The sequence below is a fragment of the Edaphobacter sp. FHG110511_03 genome (genome assembly GCF_059115365.1).
The window spans coordinates 440,906-458,742 of the sequence record NZ_JBZYWL010000003.1 but is presented as its reverse complement, the minus strand read 5'-3'; the positions used below and the strand labels follow the sequence as shown (position 1 = coordinate 458,742).

At 57.2% G+C, this 17,837-nt stretch carries 13 protein-coding genes; 6 read left to right on the top strand and 7 right to left on the bottom strand.

Annotated features, from left to right (window positions below):
* Positions 1-13: 13 nt before the first annotated feature.
* From AC5S26_RS15325 to AC5S26_RS15310, 4 genes are all read left to right on the top strand, one after another.
* Positions 14-403 carry a hypothetical protein gene (locus tag AC5S26_RS15325; RefSeq protein WP_494185777.1) on the top strand — a complete coding sequence of 130 codons (390 nt, stop codon included), beginning with the start codon at positions 14-16 and terminating at the stop codon, positions 401-403.
* A 32-nt stretch (positions 404-435) separates the two neighbouring features.
* On the top strand, positions 436-1,482 hold the full coding sequence (gene mqnC / locus AC5S26_RS15320) for a cyclic dehypoxanthinyl futalosine synthase (protein ID WP_494185776.1): 1,047 nt from the start codon (positions 436-438) through the stop codon (positions 1,480-1,482).
* A 71-nt stretch (positions 1,483-1,553) separates the two neighbouring features.
* Complete coding sequence (locus AC5S26_RS15315) at positions 1,554-3,203, top strand: cellulose synthase family protein (RefSeq protein ID WP_494185775.1); 1,650 nt, start codon at positions 1,554-1,556, stop codon at positions 3,201-3,203.
* Between the two features lie 12 nt (positions 3,204-3,215).
* Positions 3,216-4,583: an aminopeptidase P N-terminal domain-containing protein gene (locus tag AC5S26_RS15310; RefSeq protein ID WP_494185774.1), complete on the top strand. Its 1,368-nt coding sequence runs from the start codon at positions 3,216-3,218 to the stop codon at positions 4,581-4,583.
* A 58-nt stretch (positions 4,584-4,641) separates the two neighbouring features.
* On the opposite strand, the gene AC5S26_RS15305 is transcribed toward AC5S26_RS15310, so the two are convergent.
* The 7 genes from AC5S26_RS15305 to AC5S26_RS15275 all read right to left on the bottom strand — a co-directional run bounded on the left by AC5S26_RS15305 (position 4,642) and on the right by AC5S26_RS15275 (position 15,904).
* Positions 4,642-5,631 (bottom strand): hypothetical protein, encoded by a 990-nt coding sequence (locus tag AC5S26_RS15305; RefSeq protein ID WP_494185773.1) that lies wholly within the window; start codon positions 5,629-5,631, stop codon positions 4,642-4,644.
* Positions 5,632-5,842: 211 nt separating this feature from the next.
* Positions 5,843-9,112 carry an Rne/Rng family ribonuclease gene (locus tag AC5S26_RS15300; RefSeq protein WP_494185772.1) on the bottom strand — a complete coding sequence of 1,090 codons (3,270 nt, stop codon included), beginning with the start codon at positions 9,110-9,112 and terminating at the stop codon, positions 5,843-5,845.
* Between the two features lie 612 nt (positions 9,113-9,724).
* Positions 9,725-10,825 carry a rod shape-determining protein RodA gene (gene rodA, locus AC5S26_RS15295; RefSeq protein WP_494185771.1) on the bottom strand — a complete coding sequence of 367 codons (1,101 nt, stop codon included), beginning with the start codon at positions 10,823-10,825 and terminating at the stop codon, positions 9,725-9,727.
* A 72-nt stretch (positions 10,826-10,897) separates the two neighbouring features.
* Entirely contained in the window at positions 10,898-12,829 is a 1,932-nt protein-coding gene (mrdA, locus tag AC5S26_RS15290) for a penicillin-binding protein 2 (protein WP_494185770.1), read from the bottom strand.
* A gap of 36 nt (positions 12,830-12,865) precedes the next feature.
* Entirely contained in the window at positions 12,866-13,390 is a 525-nt protein-coding gene (gene mreD / locus AC5S26_RS15285; RefSeq protein ID WP_494185769.1) for a rod shape-determining protein MreD, read from the bottom strand.
* 7 nt (positions 13,391-13,397) lie between these two features.
* A complete protein-coding gene (gene mreC, locus AC5S26_RS15280; RefSeq protein WP_494185768.1) occupies positions 13,398-14,720 on the bottom strand; it encodes a rod shape-determining protein MreC in 1,323 nt (440 codons plus the stop codon).
* Between the two features lie 83 nt (positions 14,721-14,803).
* Entirely contained in the window at positions 14,804-15,904 is a 1,101-nt protein-coding gene (locus tag AC5S26_RS15275; protein ID WP_494185767.1) for an alpha/beta hydrolase-fold protein, read from the bottom strand.
* A gap of 183 nt (positions 15,905-16,087) precedes the next feature.
* Here AC5S26_RS15275 and AC5S26_RS15270 point away from each other — a divergent pair, with 183 nt between their 5' ends.
* Positions 16,088-16,684: a cytochrome P460 family protein gene (locus tag AC5S26_RS15270; RefSeq protein WP_494185766.1), complete on the top strand. Its 597-nt coding sequence runs from the start codon at positions 16,088-16,090 to the stop codon at positions 16,682-16,684.
* 53 nt (positions 16,685-16,737) lie between these two features.
* Positions 16,738-17,781, top strand: coding sequence for a GTPase Era (gene era / locus AC5S26_RS15265; RefSeq protein WP_494185765.1), 1,044 nt, complete (start codon positions 16,738-16,740; stop codon positions 17,779-17,781).
* Positions 17,782-17,837 lie beyond the last annotated feature (56 nt).

Here is a 17,837-nt window from a genome sequence, read left to right as displayed (position 1 = left end):
ACTCGACAAATCTATGTGGCCAAGGGTACTGATGCAGCTCGTCGAACTATTGCCTCACGCAGCGCGGCTCATTCCGGTAGCCGACCGTTACTTTGCCTCGAAGTCCGCCGGCGAGCAGGCCAACATGGCGGCGCTCGCGGCCATGTCCGAAGGCGTCCAGGCTGACCTCGGTCAGGTCACAAAAGCTCATGCCGGGCTCTATCGCCAGCTTCAGGAGCAGAGCGCACAGATTGCGGGGGTCGGCGATGACGTTCGCCAGGTTCGCTCTTCGCTCGAACAGGCTGACCGCCGAATCAAAACCCTGGAAGAGCGCATCGGTGGGCTTAACCTTTGGATCAGGCTTGGCGTCAGCGTCATCACGGTCCTGTTATTCATCATCCTTGGACTCCTGCTTAGAAAGTAGTGATCCCCGCTGGCAAAGCGTAAAATGAACTTATGGGAATCAGCCGCGAACAAGCCCTGGACTGTTTCAGAAGTGACGACCTGATCGGCATCGGCATGGAGGCCGACGCGATCCGTCGCCGCCTGCATCCGGAGGGCGTGGTCAGCTACATCATCGACCGCAACATCAACTACACCAACTTCTGCACCGAGTACTGCACCTTCTGCGCCTTCTATCGTCCCCTCAAAGGAAAGATGGCCTCGGAAGGCTACATCCTCGACTTCGAAACCATCTACGACAAGATCCGCGAGACCGAAGAGATGGGAGGCACCGGTGTGCTGATGCAGGGCGGCCTGCACCCTGACCTCAAGATCGACTGGTTCGAACGCCTCTTCCGCGGCATTCGCGAGCGCTTCCCCAACATCTGGTTGCACTGCCTCTCGGCCAGCGAGATCCTCGCCATCGCCGAGTACTCCGAGCTCTCACTGCGTGACACCATCATGCGCCTGCGCGATGCCGGTCTGCAGTCTATCCCTGGCGGCGGCGCTGAAATTCTGGATGACGACGTTCGCCATCGCATCGCCCGCCTGAAGTGCAAGACGCAGGACTGGGTGGATGTTCACCGCACCGCCCACGAGCTGGGAATGCGCACCACGGCAACCATGATGTTCGGCGTTGGTGAGACCTTCGAGCAGCGCATCAATCACTTCGAAGTCGTGCACAGGCTGCAGGAAGAGACCGGGGGCTTCACCGCCTTCATCCCCTGGAGCTTCCAGCCGAACAACACCGCGCTCGGCGGACGGGGATGGGATGAGGCCACCTCGGTCGAGTACCTGAAGACCCTAGCCATCTCACGGATGTACCTCGACAACATCGAAAACGTGCAATCCAGCTGGGTCACTCAGGGCCTGAAGGTGCTGCAGATGGGGCTGCGCTTTGGCGGCAACGACGTCGGCTCGGTCATGCTGGAGGAAAATGTCGTGAAAGCGGCTGGAACCTCCAACTGCACCACCGAAGAGGAACTGCGCCGTATCATTCGCGATGCAGGCTTTAAGCCGGTGCAACGGGATACACTCTACCGGACGATGTTCCTGAATTAGGTAGAATCGGTTCGATACCAAAGGACACTCTTCGCCGGAGCCAGCAACTGCCTTCTTTTATTCCATCCTCAATGCCGGGTCTGACGTCGATCCTTGGGCTGCTGCTGGCCCCGCATGGGTTCAGCCACTATTGGAAGTCGCACTATCTCGATCAGACCTTCAAAGGGCTCTACCGTTGGAACGCCTTCGACACCTCACTATTGATTCCCTATTTCATCGTCATGGCCATCCTGGCGTTTTACGGCATCCATCGATACCAGTTGGTGTGGCTCTATTACAAGAACCGCAAGAACGCCACCAAATGGGACGAGCCACCTGCCCGCTGGCCTGAAGGCGAACTTCCCTTCGTTACAATTCAGCTTCCTATCTTCAATGAGCAGTTCGTCATCGATCGGCTTATCGATGCCTGCTGTCGTCTGAACTATCCCCGCGACCGCTTCGAGATTCAGGTCCTCGACGACTCCACCGACGAGACCATTGTCGTCGCCCAGCAGATCGTCGACCGCTACGCCACCGGCTTCGCCGGGATGGACCCGCAGCCCATCCACTACATCCATCGCACCAACCGCCACGGCTTCAAAGCGGGAGCGCTGGATGCAGGATTACATACGGCACGCGGCGAATTCGTCGCCATCTTCGACGCCGATTTTGTGCCTCCTCGAGAGTGGGTGATGCAGGTCATCCATCACTTCGCCGAGCCCGAGATCGGAATGGTGCAGACGCGCTGGACACACCTGAACCGCGACTATAGCTTCCTTACCCAGGTCGAAGCCATCATGCTCGACGGCCACTTCGTGCTGGAGCACGGCGGCCGCTCCCGCGCCGGGGTGTTCTTCAACTTCAACGGCACCGCAGGCATGTGGCGACGCGAGACCATCGGCAGCGCTGGAGGATGGCAGCACGACACTCTGACCGAGGACACCGACCTCAGCTACCGCGCGCAGATGGTCGGCTGGCGCTTTAAGTACCTGCAGGATGTCGAGTGCCCGGCAGAGCTTCCCATCGAGATGACGGCCTTCAAGACTCAGCAGGCGCGCTGGGCCAAGGGACTCATCCAGACGGGCAAGAAGATTCTTCCACGCGTGATGAAGAGCGACCTGCCCTGGCACACCAAACTCGAAGCCTGGTATCACCTGACTGCGAATCTCAGCTATCCGTTGATGATTGTCCTCAGCGCTCTGCTGATGCCCGCGATGATCATTCGTAGCTGGCAAGGCCTGCTGCAGATGCTGCTGATCGACCTTCCGCTCTTTATGGCGAGCACCATGTCGATCTCGAGCTTCTATCTCGTCTCACAGAAGGAGCTCTTCCCTAAGAACTGGGGTAAGACCCTCCTGTATCTCCCATTCCTGATGGCGCTCGGTGTTGGTTTGACGATCACCAATGCCAAGGCAGTTCTCGAAGCTCTCTTTGGAGTGAAATCGGCCTTCGCCCGTACCCCGAAATATCGCGTGAATAAAAGAGGCGAAAAGAGCCAGGCCAAGAAGTATCGTAAGCGCCTCGGCATCATTCCGTGGATCGAGCTTGCGATCGGATGCTACTTCGCGTTCACGGTCTGGTATGCCATCTCGACGGAGAATTACTTCACGGTGCCATTCCTCGTGCTCTTCGTCTTCGGCTACTGGTATACCGGTCTGCTGAGCCTGTTGCAGGGCCGCTTTGAGCGCTTCGGGACTGCGGGCCAGGAGTTCCACGAGAAGCCGTACCCGATGGGCATTTAAAAAGGAGTATCCGTGAAAAACCGCATCAGGATTCTCGTTACGCTGTTGAGCGTCTGCACCGTATCGCATGCCCTGGACTCGGTCCCGAAGGCCGAATACCGCCAACGTCGCGTAGCCCTCGCAGCGAAGATGAAGGACGGCGTGGCGATTCTCTTTGCCAATGAAGAGCCAACAATGGAGTACCAGGACTACAGGCAGGACGAGGACTTTTACTACCTCACCGGATGGAACGAGCCGGGTGCAGCCATGGTTGTGATTCCCGCTGCCGATGCTGTAGCTGAAACACCAGGCACCGGCGGTCTCGGAGCACGCGCCGCCCAACCCTACCGCGAGATCCTGTTTCTCCCTTCGCGCAATCCCCGTGTAGAGAAGTACACCGGCGCCAAGATGGACGCGGCGACGCCCGGAGCCGCAACCTCCACCGGCTTCGATGAAGTCCTGCCGATGCTTGAGCTTCCGGAGGTGCTGAACAAGCTCGCACTTGCCGACAGGACGCGCATGCGCAACGTCTGGGTGGAAAAGAACTCCGCACCATCACAGGCTTCGCTGGGCTTCACCGCAGCCACGCTGGGAACCTCCGCCATCGCCCCAGCAGGGGATGTCTCCGAGCCTCTTATCGCTCTGCGCGCCATCAAATCTGCCGCCGAGGTGGAACTCATACGCAAGGCATCAGAGGCTTCCATCGCCGCGCAGCTCGCAGGCATGCGTTCGATCAAACCCGGCGTTCGCGAGCGTACTGTCGCTGGGGTCGAGCTTGCGAAGATGATGGAGGACGGCTGCGAACGCGCCAGCTATCCGCCGATCGTTGGCTCGGGACCGAACTCGACCACACTGCACTACAGCGAAAACTCCCGCACGATGAAGTCCGGCGATCTCGTCGTGATCGACGAAGCTGGAGAGTACAGCATGTATGCCTCCGACATCACCCGCACGATGCCGGTCAATGGTCGCTTCACGCCGCGCCAGCGCGAGATCTACGAGATCGTCCTCGGGGCCCAGCGGGCGGCGGCGGCGGCTTTTGTTGCAGGTAAATCCAAGATCAACGACCCTCAGCACAAGGATGCCGATTCCCTCGATACGATCGCCTTCAATTACATCAACGAGCATGGCAAAGATCTGCACGGACAGCCCCTGGGCCAGTACATGGTCCACGGCATCGGGCACCTCGTCGGCATCGACGTACATGATCCTTGGGACTATACGAAGCCCCTGGACAAGAACATGGTGTTCACAATCGAGCCTGGCCTCTATCTTCCTGAAGAGAACATCGGAGTTCGTATCGAAGACGTCGTCTATGTCGACCCCGATGGCAAGCTCATCGACCTGATCGCGAAGCTTCCGCACGAAGTCTCAGAGATCGAAGCAGCTATGCGGAAGTAGTGCCCCGTAAACAGAAAGGCCCGGCCAATGCCGGGCCTTCTCGTTCCACCCACGAACCTTACCAGCGGATACCGACGGTGACAGGAAAGTATCCCGTGCGCTTGTTGTTCTCCGGATAGTAGGAGACAACTGAGTTGGCGCTGGGCTGGTTGTCGACCCAGGCATAGCGCGCCTCGGCATACAGCTTTTGAGAGGCGAAGCGGGAGAGTCGATAGGTAAATCCGATTCCTCCGCTCACACCGCCCGCATTGTTCGAATAGTGATCGAAGGTCTGGTTTTGCGTGAATTGGTAGCAGTACCCGAAGAAAGGATCGCAGTAGACGCCGGTCTGCGGCAAAGTAAAGTTCGTCACCTTCCTGTAGAAGCCCCCACCGCCGATCACATACGCTCCCAGCGCATCCCCCTGATAGTAGGTGTACATCGGGTTCAGAGTAAGGGACCACATGTGGGCGTTTCCATCGAGACCGGCGAAACTAATTGATGCGCCAGTATTGTCGACCAAGTCCAGTGCAGTGTACCGGAGGTACTGCCGATCAAGATTGCCGCCCGTAAGTCCGAACTTGTCATAGTCGTACTGCAACAACACTGCAAACTTCTTGTTGAAGTTGTAGCCGCCGGCCACCTGAAACTTCCAATTCAGGTCTAGCTCTTTGCCACTTGAGCCTGTGGGCAAACCAAAACCACCTCCGGCTGCGAAAGTGTACTTGTTGGAACCGTCCGCATGGTGCCAGCGATCGCTGTAGTTGGTGCGACGGCCATACCTTCTCCGCGGTGGCGGCTGATCCTCAGAAGGCCTCAGATCGAAGTCTTTCGCCAAGGCCGTCTCCTCCTCACCAGTGCTCGAGCTATAACTCAGGTCGGCTGGCTTGGTCAGATCGATCGGGGCCATCAGACTCGTCTTCAAATCCACGGCCTTCCCTGATGATGCGACCGGAGACTGCGCAGAAAGGCACAGGCTCGTCGTAACACTTAAAAAGGCAATAGTCGCTGTACGTGCGATCACGCCAGCGAAACAATTCTTTTTGATCGAATCATTTGTCAAAAGCATCCTTCGAACTCCTGTACCAGGCTTAACACAACCGTAATCAATATGTTGTGTAAGACGCTCCAAATCGAATTTGGGATAACCTCAAATATAAAGAGACGGGTACCCAAGTACGAGTACCCGTCTCAATTGTCACTATCTTAGAATCACTTCACGACATTCTAGTCCATGAACCAAGATCGTCTGTAAGCTTTCTTTATCTGCAAGTTTTCTTTTAGTGGATATCGAATTGTTCCGGGTGAAGGCTCGGATCGGACTTGACCAGAATCGTCTTGCCGACCACCTCCTCCATCTCCTGAAGCCACTTGGTGGACGATTTCAACTGCTTCACCACATCCGGATGCACGCGTAGCATCACATCTCCGCGGTCCAGGTGTTTGGACATCTTGCGCATTTCGACATAAATGTCATTGCACACTGTTACCGGCGACTTCACCATTCCTGTCCCGGCGCAGATATTGCACTGCGTCGAAAGCGTTCGCTCCAGCGACTGCTTCACGCGCTTGCGCGTAATTGCCACCAGACCAAAATCGTTGAACTGAAGAATCTTCGACGGAGCCCGATCGTGCTTCAGTTCCTCTTCAAGCGCCGCCATCACTCGATGCCTGTTCTTGCGCTCATCCATATCGATAAAGTCGATGATGATAATGCCGCCCAGATCCCGCAGCCGAATCTGGCGCACGATCTCAGGAATCGCATCAAGGTTCGTCTTGACGATCGTATCTTCCAGCCGTGCCGTCTTGCCGACATATTTGCCGGTGTTGATGTCGATCGCGACCAGCGCCTCGGTCTGGTTGATTACGATGGATCCGCCCGACTTCAGCCATACTTTAGAACGCAGCGCCTTGTTGATCTCTTCGGTGATGCCGAACTGCTCGAACAGCGGCGTCTCCTTGGTGTACAGCTTCACGCGGCGAATTAGGCTCGGCTGAAAACGCTGCAGGAAGCGCAGCACCCGCTCGTACTCGCTTTCCGTGTCGACCCAGATTGCCGAGAAGGTATCCGTCACCTGGTCGCGCAGGATGCGCTCCACCAGGTTGAGATCGTGATAGATCAGCGCGGGCGACTTCGAGGACTCCGACCGCTGCTTGATATCGGCCCACAAGTTCAGCAGGAAGCGCAGGTCCGAACGTAGCTCCTCTTCGGTCGCTCCCGAGGCAGCTGTGCGAACAATAAAGCCGCCAGCAGCATCGCCCTTCTCGCTCAGCAGAATCTCCTTCAGCCTCCGCCGCTCGCTGTCCGACTCGATCTTGCGTGAGACGCCGGTGTGGTTCACCGTCGGCATGAACACGAGGAACCGCCCCGGCAGCGCGATATGCGACGTAATGCGAGCGCCCTTCTTGGCAATCGGCTCCTTTGCAATCTGTACCAGGATCTCCTGGCCCGGTTTTAGAAGCTCGGTAATCGCCGGGAGGTCAGTCGCCTGCATGGAGCTACGGCCCCGGCGGCGGTCTCCTCCGCCACGCTCGCGGTCTCCGCTGCCTCCGGCGTGGCGCCCACGGTCACGTCCTCCACCCCTGCGTTCCCGGCGACCACGACGACGGTCAATCTCGCGCTCGCGCGCCTGTCCCTGGTCGGGAGCTGCGCCATCCGTCAGTACAGCAGGCTCGCTCTCATCGGCGAACTCGTCTTGAGGAAGATCCTCTTCGATATCTTCGACATCTTCAGAGGCTGCGTCCTCAGAGTCCAGGCTCAGGAAGCTGCCGTCATCCACGGCATCCTCTTCCTCGAAGTCTTCATCCTCTTCTTCGAGATTTGTGCTCGTGATCTGATCGATCGACATCTCGCGAATCATACTGCCGAGATCGGCTGCCCCTTCCAGCGTCTCCTCCTCGTCCAGATCGTCGAGTTCCTCAATCGAGGAGGCATGCAGCATCGCCGTGTCGTAGTCCTGGTCGTCGATGACCTCTTCCTCCACCACGCCGACACTGGGTTCAAAGGCCTGCTGCGTGGCTTCAGCCTCTACCGGATCGACAACAGGCGAAGGAGAGACCATCTCCCCAGTCGCATGGATCGATGTGATTTCATGACCACCATCGCCCTCCGGGGCAACTGGGGCTTCGAACAATTCGGTCGAAACAGACTGCTCCGCTGGAGCAGCGATCTCAATCTGCTCAATCTCTGCGTGTGGCAGCTCGGAGTGTTCGAACGCGATATCTTCTACCGGCGAAGCCAGCTCTTCCACGGGAGCACCCTGGCGAAATTCACTGGGTGGAACCGGATCGAAACGGTGAGAGGCTGATGCCTCCGTCGGCTCGTACTCCGTCGACTCTTCATGCTTCTTCTCGGCGGCAGAACTAGCGGATGCCTCTTGCAAGGACTCTCTGGTGACTTCAGCTGCAACTGTCTCAGTTGCCTGCGTCGCTTTCGGCTGCTCCGTTCTGCGATGCCGTGAAAGCGATTCTCCGGGAAGAATCGACCCTCCATCCCAGCCCGCCGGAATCTCGTAACTCGGTGCTGAAGGCGTTACAGCAGGAGCAACGGTCTTCGCAGCCTCAGGCGCAGTCTCTCCGCCCTTACGATACTTCGAGAGCGACTCGCCCGGCAGCACAATCGGCTCATGGGCAACTTCATCCTGGCCAAAGCCCTCTTCCGAGGAGTTCTCTAGGCTGTAGGACGATGTCTTCGGCGCAAAACCTCGTGGTCCACGACGGCCAGCACGGTCGCGGTCGCGTCCACCCCGCCCACGATCGTCGCGCCCACTTCTCTCGCGGCGATTGAAGTTTTCGCTATGTTTTTCGGCGTCTTCCTCTGGTTGCACGTATGGTTCGGAGACCACTTCCGGCGCTGCCACTGCTTCGATCTCGAGCGGTGGCTCGTCGAGTGGCTCTTCTGTACCCGGCACCTCTACGTTTGCATCACCAGCCTGTTGACGGCCACGCCCACGACGGCGTCCACGACGTCCGCGCCACCTGCGACTGCCATCCGCTCCGGGAGCTCCTTCTCCCACACCCTCAACCTGGCTCTCGAGATTTCCATCCTCAGAGGTTTCCAGGGTCTCGGCAGCAAAACCATTCTCGGCCGAAGACTCCACGGTTCCCTGCGGGGTTCCCTGTTCAGAACTGGCCTGACGATCGCGATTGCCTCCACGATCCCGGCGGTCGCGTCGTCCGCGTCCACCCCGATCTCCTCGTTCCGAGCGGCCCTGCTCTTCTCCCGCTGCCGTTCCTTCCAGGGTTGCCGGTTCCCGATTGCCTCCACCACGACGGCTGCCGCGTGCCGAACCATCACTGTCAAATTCAGCCGAATCCCCGGCCTCTTCCATGAAATCGGTGATGTACAGGAAGGCATCGCGCTCCAGGCCGATATCTACAAAGCTGGACTGCATGCCCGGAAGCACCCGGGTTACGCGACCGTTGTAGATCGAGCCGGCGAGTGTGTATTCATTCTCGCGTTCGTAATAAATCTCTGAGAGGGCGTCGTTTTCGACGATGGCAAGCCGCGTCTCGTGCGGCGTGCTTGAAATATAAATTTCCTTCGACATTTTCTTCTGCTCTTTTCTGCCCAGCCAATGGGCGGCAGACGAAGCAGAGAGCGATCGAGAGCTTACCTAACTACTAGATAAAGCTCGCCGATGGTCGGACAGGATTTGGAACAAGTGCAGACTCGAATAAACGATCAAAAGATGGGTAAACAACTCTTCCTGCAGCCCTTCCGCAGAATGCGGCCCGGACGGAACGATAGAGATCGGATACACCAGGAGAATCTTCGAGCAACTGCCGGCATGCGGACTTTGTGACCAGAACAACCTCAAAATACTTGGTTTGAGGCGGGGCCGTTTGCCATCCGGATGCATTCATCTTCCGTAAAACCTGTCCGGCCAACGGATCGACGTCTCTCGCCTGGCCGGCCTTTTCTTCAAATCTTGTTAGCCGCTCCGGCGGCCTGCGCCTGAAAGGGAGCGGGATATCACTGACCCGGCATCTACAGCCTGTCAGGGCGCTGTCTCTAGTATTGCACTAAAGTCACGGCAGCCGCCAGTCTCTTCCCACTTCAAAACCGCGCCTGCATCGAAGCGGAAAAATCCCCTTAATTCAATACTTTTGTCCTTGCCCCTGACTTTACCTTTTCAATAGGGATGAGATTGCGAGGGAGCCTAATTCACAAATCGGCGCATCCGGACATTCATGACGATCCCTAAGGCAAGGAATGTGAACAGAATGGACGAGCCGCCGTAACTCATTAAAGGCAAAGGGATTCCAGTCACCGGCATCAACCCGACGACCATGCCCACATTAACCGCGATCTGGAAGACGATCACCGCCACCACGCCCATAATGATGTAAGCCCCTGGCAGGTCTGCCGCCGTCTGGGCATTCTGAATCAGGCGCATCAGAATCAGGAAGTACAACAGGAGCACGCCCATGGCTCCCACAAAGCCATGCTCTTCGCAGAAGGCAGCAAAGATAAAGTCCGTGTAGGGAATCGGAAGGAAGTCCCCCTGCGTCTGCGTGCCCTTGTTAGCGCCCTTCCCCCAGATACCGCCTGAGCCTACAGCGATTAGCGATTGCCGGATTTGATAGCCAGAGCCCCGGGGATCTGAATCAGGGTTGATGAACGCATTGATGCGTGCCTGCTGGTACGGCTTCAGCCGCTTGCCGCTCTTCCATGCAATCAAACCGGTCAGCGCCAGGACGATCATAATGATGACAACCTGCCGCGGACGGATTCCTCCCAGGAACAGGCCCGCCATCAGGATCGGCGAATAGGTAAGCGCTGTTCCCAGATCAGGCTGGGTTAAAACGAGCGCCATGGGAAGACACACCAGGGCAGCGGCCTTGCCGATGTCCGGCCATGTCAGCTGTTTTCCGGACAAGGTCCAGAAGTAGCGCGCCACGGCGACAATCAGCACCAGCTTCACCCACTCAGATGGTTGAAAATGAACACCGCCGCCAAGATTGATCCATCGCCGCGCCCCCAGCACCTTCTGACCCGCAAACTTTACAGTGATCAGCGACAGGATACTGATTCCATAAGCCCACGGAACAATATCCAGTAGACGGTGGTAATCAATCGCGGAGATTAGGAACATCAGCAACAATCCGGCAGCGAGGAACACGATCTGCTTGTGGTCGAAGCCGTGGAATTTTGTATGCAGCGTGGCGGATTTGATCTCGAGCACGCTGATCACTGACAGCACGCCAACAAATCCGAGCAGGACCCAGTCGAAATCGCGGTAAGAGGAAAGACGAACCATCTTTAGAGATTGTGTACCCAGTGTAGCCGGAGCAGATTGCTCCCCATCGTCCTCGCAACAAAGATCCGTTGATCAGTTGGACTGATCAGCACCTGAAGTTTTCGCAGCACCATCCCAGGACTCTGCTGCTCCTGCGGTCACTGGTGCAGGAGCGACTGTGGCGATCCGTATGTTATTGGCATTCTTCCGCTGTTTTCCCACGAAGGTGTCGATAATTCCCGAGGCCAGCTTGGCGGAGTTATTGCCCCAATAGCCGTGCTCCCAAAGAACTGCTACTACGATGTCGGGGTTGCGCCGAGGTGTCATTCCTACAAACCATGCGTTTGGAATGGTGTTCTTGTTCTTGCTGTTCTTCTCGCGCCCGCCGACGATGTCTGCCGTACCGGTCTTGCCTGCAAAGTCGATGCCTTCCAGGCGGGCGGCGTAGGCAGTCCCAATCGGTGAAGATGTCACGTTGTACATGGCATCGGTGATGATCTGCCAGTTCTCGGTGGAAAGAGGAATCGTCTTCTCGCCGGAACCGGGAAAGGTCTCATGAATCGCCTCCAATTGATCCGGAGGAACCTCATCCGGGAAGACGACATGCGGACGGCGGAAGACTCCCCCTGAGGCAATGCCGGAGAGCGCCCGGGCGAGTTGGATGGGAGTTGCCGTGACGGCGCCCTGACCGATACCGACCGATATCGTCTCTCCGGCGTACCACTTTTCATGCTGAGACTTGAGCTTCCAGGCCGTCGAAGGCATGATGCCGGTGGCTTCGTCGGGAAGGTCGATGCCGGTCTTCTGCCCTATGCCTACAGACGTGGCGTACCGAGCTATGGTGTCAATCCCGAGACGGTTGGCGAGCGTGTAGTAGAAGGTATCGCACGAATAAGGGATCGCGTTGTCGATCGTCACCATGCCGTGGTTGCGGTCGCAGGAGAAATAGTGCCCGTAGAAGGTCGCCCCGTGATTGCAAGGCACGTGCATGGTCTGTGCGATGCCCTCCTGCAGACCGGCGACGGACATGATGATCTTGAATGTAGACCCCGGAGCTAATTGCGCCTGGATCGCCTTATCCAGTAGCGGGTGCTCGGGGTTGGTCAGAATCTCATTCCAGTAGCTCTTTGAGAGCCTTACGGCAAACTGGTTGGGATCGAAGGTCGGGCGCGAGGCCAATGCCAGAATCTCGCCGGTGTGCGGGTCCATGGCAACAATTGCGCCGTTCTTCCCTTCTATGGCCCTCTCGGCCGCCATCTGGATATCTAGATCGATTGTCAACTTCAGGTCTTTGCCGGGCTGGGCCATCGTCTCTCCCAGGTGGCCAATCTCCTTGCCATGCGAGTTGACGACCACATCACGGCTGCCGTCCACTCCACGCAGGAGGGCGTCGTAGGTCGCCTCTACTCCCGACTTTCCGACAACATCGCCCGGCTGATAGAAGGCGTATTTTTCCTTGTTCAAATCCTCTTCCGAGATCTCCCCGACGTATCCGATCAGATGCGCCGCGAATCCGCCGCGAGGATAGACTCTTCGCTGTTCTTCCAGCGTCTCCAGCTCGGGCAGCTCGTTTCGATGCGCCTCAATGAAGGCCTGCTCGTCCGGGGTAATGTCTTGTTTCAAGGGAATGGGCTGATACTTCGGCGAGGACTGGTATCTCTTGATCGTCAGTTCGATCTGATCGACCGTGAGGTGCAGTCCGGAGGCAATCTTTGGCAGATCGGCGGTCAGATCCTTCATCTGCTCCCGAAGCAGATAGCACGAGACTGAAGGATAGTTATCCACCAAAAGCCGCCCCTCGCGATCGAAAAGTCTTCCCCGCGGAGCCATCACCGGGACCTTGCGAATCCGGTTTGCCTCGGCCATGGCCCGAAAATTGTCTGCGCTCACGATCTCCAGCCGCCACAGACCGATGGAGAGCGCCACAAGCAGCGCCGCAATAAGATACTGCGCAATATGCAGCTTGCCCAGGGGCAGCTTCTCGTGCTTCCCCAGCGCTAGTTCGGTTTGCGGATTCAGCTCCATATCTCTCCTGAGATGTAGATTAGACGTCGCATCCCGTCAATCCGCCCTTTTGGTGGTGTCCAGCAGAAGAAAGACCGGAATCGCCACGCAGGTATTCGCCAGGGCGCGAAGCAGCTCCGGAATCAGCTGCAGATGAATCTCCGCTACCCCCAGGAGCCTGCGTCCAATCAAAAACAGAATGACACTATTCAAAATCGAAAATGCAAAGTTCATCACAAGCCGGGTAGTCAGACTATCCACATCCACCTGAACCCCAATGCTTGCGGCGATGTATCCGATCACCGACTTTGCCATGCCATTGACTCCGATGGGCCGGCCTGTCAGGGCATCCTGCACCAAACCGATCGCTGCACCGGTCAAAGTTCCCACTGCGGGGCTTCGCCGCGACACGGCAAAGAAAATCGCCACGATCAGTGGGAGGTCCAACATCGAAAATCGCCAGTAGAGCTTCGAAAGCAAAACTTGCAGCACAATGGACGCCGCAGGCACAAGCAGCGTGACCGCAGGCGAAAAACTGTGTTCTTCGAGCTCTCGGCGGGATGTATAGCTAAGACTGGGCATAAGGTAGTTAGTTGTCCGGACTGACGTTCTCTGGCTTCGGTTGATTCTGTCTGGCGGAGGGTCGCGGATTGGTTGCCGGCGCGCTCCCATCCTCGTCTCCTTCAGGCCGGGCCTGCGGAGCGGCACGTTTGGTAGGCGGTACCGGCGCGGAGGGTGCTGAGTAGGAAGTTGCGTCATGTTCCGCGCCGGGCTTCAGAGAAGATGCCGGGGGAGTCGTGCCCGATGTATAGCGGTCAGGACGCAGAGTTTGCGACGGTTTCGGAACGGCCGGGGTTGTCGCCGCGGCTTTGGCCGCATCGGTGGGAGCGTCGGTACCCGCTTGCTCTCCATCGTGAACGCTCGGCAGTTTTTCAGAGATGATCTGTGCCGCGGATTGCGCGGCGGCTTCAGCCGCTTCCTCTTCGGCGGCAGCCTTGGCTGCTGCCATCTCCTTCGCAGTTGCGACCCCCTTCGCCAGATCTTTCTGCGCAAGCAACGGAAGATCGCCTTGGGTCCCGGTAATCACCAGAACCTCCTCCAATTGAAAGAGGTTTGTGGATGGTTTTATCTGGATCACCGTATAAGGCTGGTGCTCCGGGTCCGCTGCAATCGATTCGATGGTTCCCACGCTCAAACCGCGCGGATAGATCTGATCTCCGCCCGAGGTCAGCACCTTCTCCCCTGGCTTGATGCGAGAATCGGGTGTCAGGTTGGTGATCACGACGTGTCCGCCTTGGCTGCCGCGCAGAATGGCGCGAATCCTCGTAGACGCCAACAGAACTCCAGCACCTGAAGTCGGATCATTAATCAGCAGTACCTGAGCGGTATGCGGAAACGCCGCGCGAATCTTGCCCACGATTCCATCGGGCGTCATCACGGCCTGATCAATCTTCAAACCGTCATTGGCACCTTTGTCGATGTACAGCACACGCGATTGATCCGTGCCGCTGGTTCCAATCACTTGCGCGGCAACTGTCGAACTCACGTAACTTCGCTGAAAATTCAGCAAGGTCTGAAGCCGATGTCCCTGAAGCGCATCTTCGGCCAGCTGCGCTTGTTCGAGGCGCAACCGGGCAATTTCGTCTTTCAACTCCTGATTCCGCTGGCGCGTGTCACGCAGGTCGACGTAGTTCGACCAGCCAAAGCGAACGTTATGGCCAATGCCGTGGAAGAACCGCTCGAAAGGCGTTACCGCAGCCACAACCCAGGACCGCAGCAGGGTCACCTTCCTCCCGTCCGGAGCGCCTACCTCCGCCGGCCGACGCACCTGAATTGCCAAGCCGATGGTCTGTGCCAGCAGCACAGCCACCAGAACCAGCACATTTTTGAATCGAGAGAAGAAAGACTCCATGGGAATTTCCTAATTATCCCGCGAGTGAGCCTATCGCGCAGATTGGCATCTGTGATGCCTGCCGCGTAGAGCCCGAAACGGAATCAGAAGAGGTTCGAGGCAAACTGCACCAACCCCTCGCGCCAGATGATATAGCTGTGCGTTCCTTCTGGCTCCCGCAGTTCGACCGGCTGCCCCTTACTTCGAAGCCAGAATGCAAACCGTCGGTTGCTCTCCAGCAGCTCATCCTCCTGGCCGCAGACCATCCAAACCCTGCGGGCGGATTTCGTAAATGACGGTATTTCAGCCTCGAAATCCAGATTTTTCAATGCCGAACTCTCTCCTCCTACCCATCCGAAGCGGTCACGGTGATTCAGGCCGACGATGACGCTTTCGAGACCACCCATCGAGGCTCCCAGGATTCCTGTCCCGTCCGAATCCTTTCGCACGTTATACATCGATTCGACCAGCGGCATCACCTCTGTGAGAAGGGCTTTTTCAAACAGTCTCAGGTTTCGCTCCACTGCGGCGTGATCATTCCACAGCTCATAATTATCAGCAAATTTCATCTCTCCATACCCGAGAGGCATGACGACAATCATGGGCCGGGCCTTACCCTGCGCGATGAGATTGTCGAGTACAAGGTTTGCCTGCCCAAATTTGTCCCAGCTATCGGCCCGGTCTCCCCAAACATGAAGCAGATACAGCACGGGATACGGCTTCGCCTTCGCGTCATAGCCTGGAGGCGTATAGACCACGAATTCGCTTAGATTCCCCGGTAGCCCTGCAACCACTTTCGATACATACTCATGACTTTTGACAGCACCTCGCGGCGCTCCAGCATCCTCCCAGGGTTCCGGGGGACTGCCCGGGATCAGAAGGAGATCGTTTCCATATCGCCGCGCCTGATTCTGAGGATCGTGAACCGTCTTCGCCTGTCCATCAATGGCGAAGCGATAACCGTAGATCTCCGGCCTTAACGGTGCAGTGGTCACAGTCCATATATTGTTGTTTTCTTTCTGCATTGGGATCCGGTCGGGGCGGTTCTCCAGCACCAGATCCAGGCGCTTCGCCTTTGGATCGAAGAAGCGAAAGGTTACGGTCCGGTCAGGATGAATCTCGGTTGAACGGAAGACAGGTGTGCTCTGAGTAATAGCCGGCAGGGTGGTGCAAAGCAACGCGGCCGAGATCCAGCAGGTTCTCATCCGCGCATCTACCTGCCTGCAAACAGGATGGGGGTAAGATTATCTCCCCATGAGAGATGTAAGACGCCATTTTCCATACGCGAGAAGTGTAGCCCAGGCGAATCTGATCAATCAAAAAGGGCCAAAATCCAAGGTTCCCGCGTACAATCCCAAAAAAATCTTCTTTGAAAAGAAGGAACACATATGCTTCTTTCGATGCTGCTTCTTTTTTTCTTTGCCGTTCCGTCTGCGAAACAGACATCGAATGCGCCGGCTGCTGACGATGGACCGGCCTACACGGCAAACGGCGAATTGAAATTCCCCGATAGGTACCGTGAGTGGGTGTTTCTTACCTCCGGAATCGACATGAGCTACTCGGCCACGGAGAATCCGTCACACTCCAGATTCGACAACGTCTTTGTTAATCCCAGCGCCTATCGTGTCTTCCGCGAAACCGGCACTTGGCCTGACAAAACGGTACTGATTCTCGAGATCCGTGGAGCGGAAGGTGCAGCTTCCATCAACAAACGCGGTCATACCCAGTCCGCAGAGATCATGGGGCTGGAGGTTCACGTCAAGGACTCCTCAAAGAGCGGTTGGACCTTTTACGACTTCAAGAACCAGGTAAGCGGACGGCCTTTTGAGCGCACGGCGGACTGCTACTCCTGCCATCAACAGCATGCAGCGGTAGATACAACATTTGTGCAGTTCTACCCCACGCTGCTTGGGAAGGCAAAAGAGAAGGGTACCTTGAGCGCCGAATACCTGAAAGAGACGTCTGCCCAGGAAAAGGGAAAATAGAAACTGCGCGCGTACGCAGTCCTAGTCACCGCTCCCAGCGCATAATAAGGGGAATGGCATTTCGCTCCGGTTTCGTCTCCATCATCGGCCGCCCCAACGCGGGCAAGTCGACCCTGCTCAATGCTCTTCTCGGCCAGAAGCTCGCAATCGTCACCCACAAACCTCAGACGACGCGCACCCGTATCCACGGCGTTTTGGAAGTCCCTCTCCGCAAAAAAACTTCCACCGACCCTGGCCGTGCCGCCGCGCAGGTCGTCCTCGTCGATACCCCTGGCATCCACAAACCTGCCACTCAGTTGGATCGCCGCATGATGCAGGAGGTCCATGATGCCCTCGAGTCGCGCGACCTTGTGTTTTTCCTCGTAGACGTCACACATCGTCTTCCCAAGGAGAACGATGGCACCAACAAGTCTCCCACCGCCCAGCGCCGTAAACTCTCCGCTGCAGAAGATGACTTCGCTTTGTCCTTTGTGCTCAAGCTCACCTGCCCCGTGATCCTCGTCCTGAATAAGATCGATGCTGTGGCGAAAGCCGATCTCCTTCCGCTGATTGCTCATTGGAGCTCCATGCACAGCTTCGCTGCTGTCATCCCCATCTCGGCGCGAAAGAAGCAGGGCCTTGATCTTCTTCTCGATCAGACTGTGGCACAACTCTCCGAAGGCCAGCGCTACTTTCCAAAGCACCAGCTTACTGACCAACCCGAGCGTTTTCTGGTGGCCGAGATCATCCGCGAGAAGATTCTTCTGCTGACAGGCGAAGAGGTTCCGTACGCCACCGCAGTCGTCATCGAGAAGTTCGAAGAGCCTGCGTCGATGAGGAAGACAAAGGACGGCAAGCTGCCCGTCACCAAAATCGCAGCCGCCATCTTCTGCGAACGAGCTGGGCAAAAAGCCATCCTCATCGGAAAGAACGGCGAGATGCTCAAACGCATCGGCACCACGGCACGCAAGGAGATCGAATCCCTACTTGGCACGAGGGTTTTCCTCGAGCTCTTCGTCAAGATTCACGAGGACTGGCGCAGCTCCGCCGATTTCATCGAAGATCTCGACTGGCGTCGTCAGTTAGAAGAGATTGCTGCGAAACAAACTGAAGAGTGAGAACCTCAGCCCAGACTTGACGCTCCCCGGAAAAAGACCATATTCTCCTCCCACGT

What these genes read in the sequence shown, in the direction of transcription:
- AC5S26_RS15325 (WP_494185777.1), top strand. Translation starts at nt 14, where the DNA reads ATGTGGCCAAGGGTACTGATGCAGCTCGTCGAACTATTGCCTCACGCA.
- mqnC (WP_494185776.1), top strand. Translation starts at nt 436, where the DNA reads ATGGGAATCAGCCGCGAACAAGCCCTGGACTGTTTCAGAAGTGACGAC.
- AC5S26_RS15315 (WP_494185775.1), top strand. Translation starts at nt 1,554, where the DNA reads ATGCCGGGTCTGACGTCGATCCTTGGGCTGCTGCTGGCCCCGCATGGG.
- AC5S26_RS15305 (WP_494185773.1), bottom strand. Translation starts at nt 5,631, where the DNA reads ATGCTTTTGACAAATGATTCGATCAAAAAGAATTGTTTCGCTGGCGTG.
- AC5S26_RS15300 (WP_494185772.1), bottom strand. Translation starts at nt 9,112, where the DNA reads ATGTCGAAGGAAATTTATATTTCAAGCACGCCGCACGAGACGCGGCTT.
- rodA (WP_494185771.1), bottom strand. Translation starts at nt 10,825, where the DNA reads ATGGTTCGTCTTTCCTCTTACCGCGATTTCGACTGGGTCCTGCTCGGA.
- mrdA (WP_494185770.1), bottom strand. Translation starts at nt 12,829, where the DNA reads ATGGAGCTGAATCCGCAAACCGAACTAGCGCTGGGGAAGCACGAGAAG.
- mreD (WP_494185769.1), bottom strand. Translation starts at nt 13,390, where the DNA reads ATGCCCAGTCTTAGCTATACATCCCGCCGAGAGCTCGAAGAACACAGT.
- mreC (WP_494185768.1), bottom strand. Translation starts at nt 14,720, where the DNA reads ATGGAGTCTTTCTTCTCTCGATTCAAAAATGTGCTGGTTCTGGTGGCT.
- AC5S26_RS15275 (WP_494185767.1), bottom strand. Translation starts at nt 15,904, where the DNA reads ATGAGAACCTGCTGGATCTCGGCCGCGTTGCTTTGCACCACCCTGCCG.
- AC5S26_RS15270 (WP_494185766.1), top strand. Translation starts at nt 16,088, where the DNA reads ATGCTTCTTTCGATGCTGCTTCTTTTTTTCTTTGCCGTTCCGTCTGCG.
- era (WP_494185765.1), top strand. Translation starts at nt 16,738, where the DNA reads ATGGCATTTCGCTCCGGTTTCGTCTCCATCATCGGCCGCCCCAACGCG.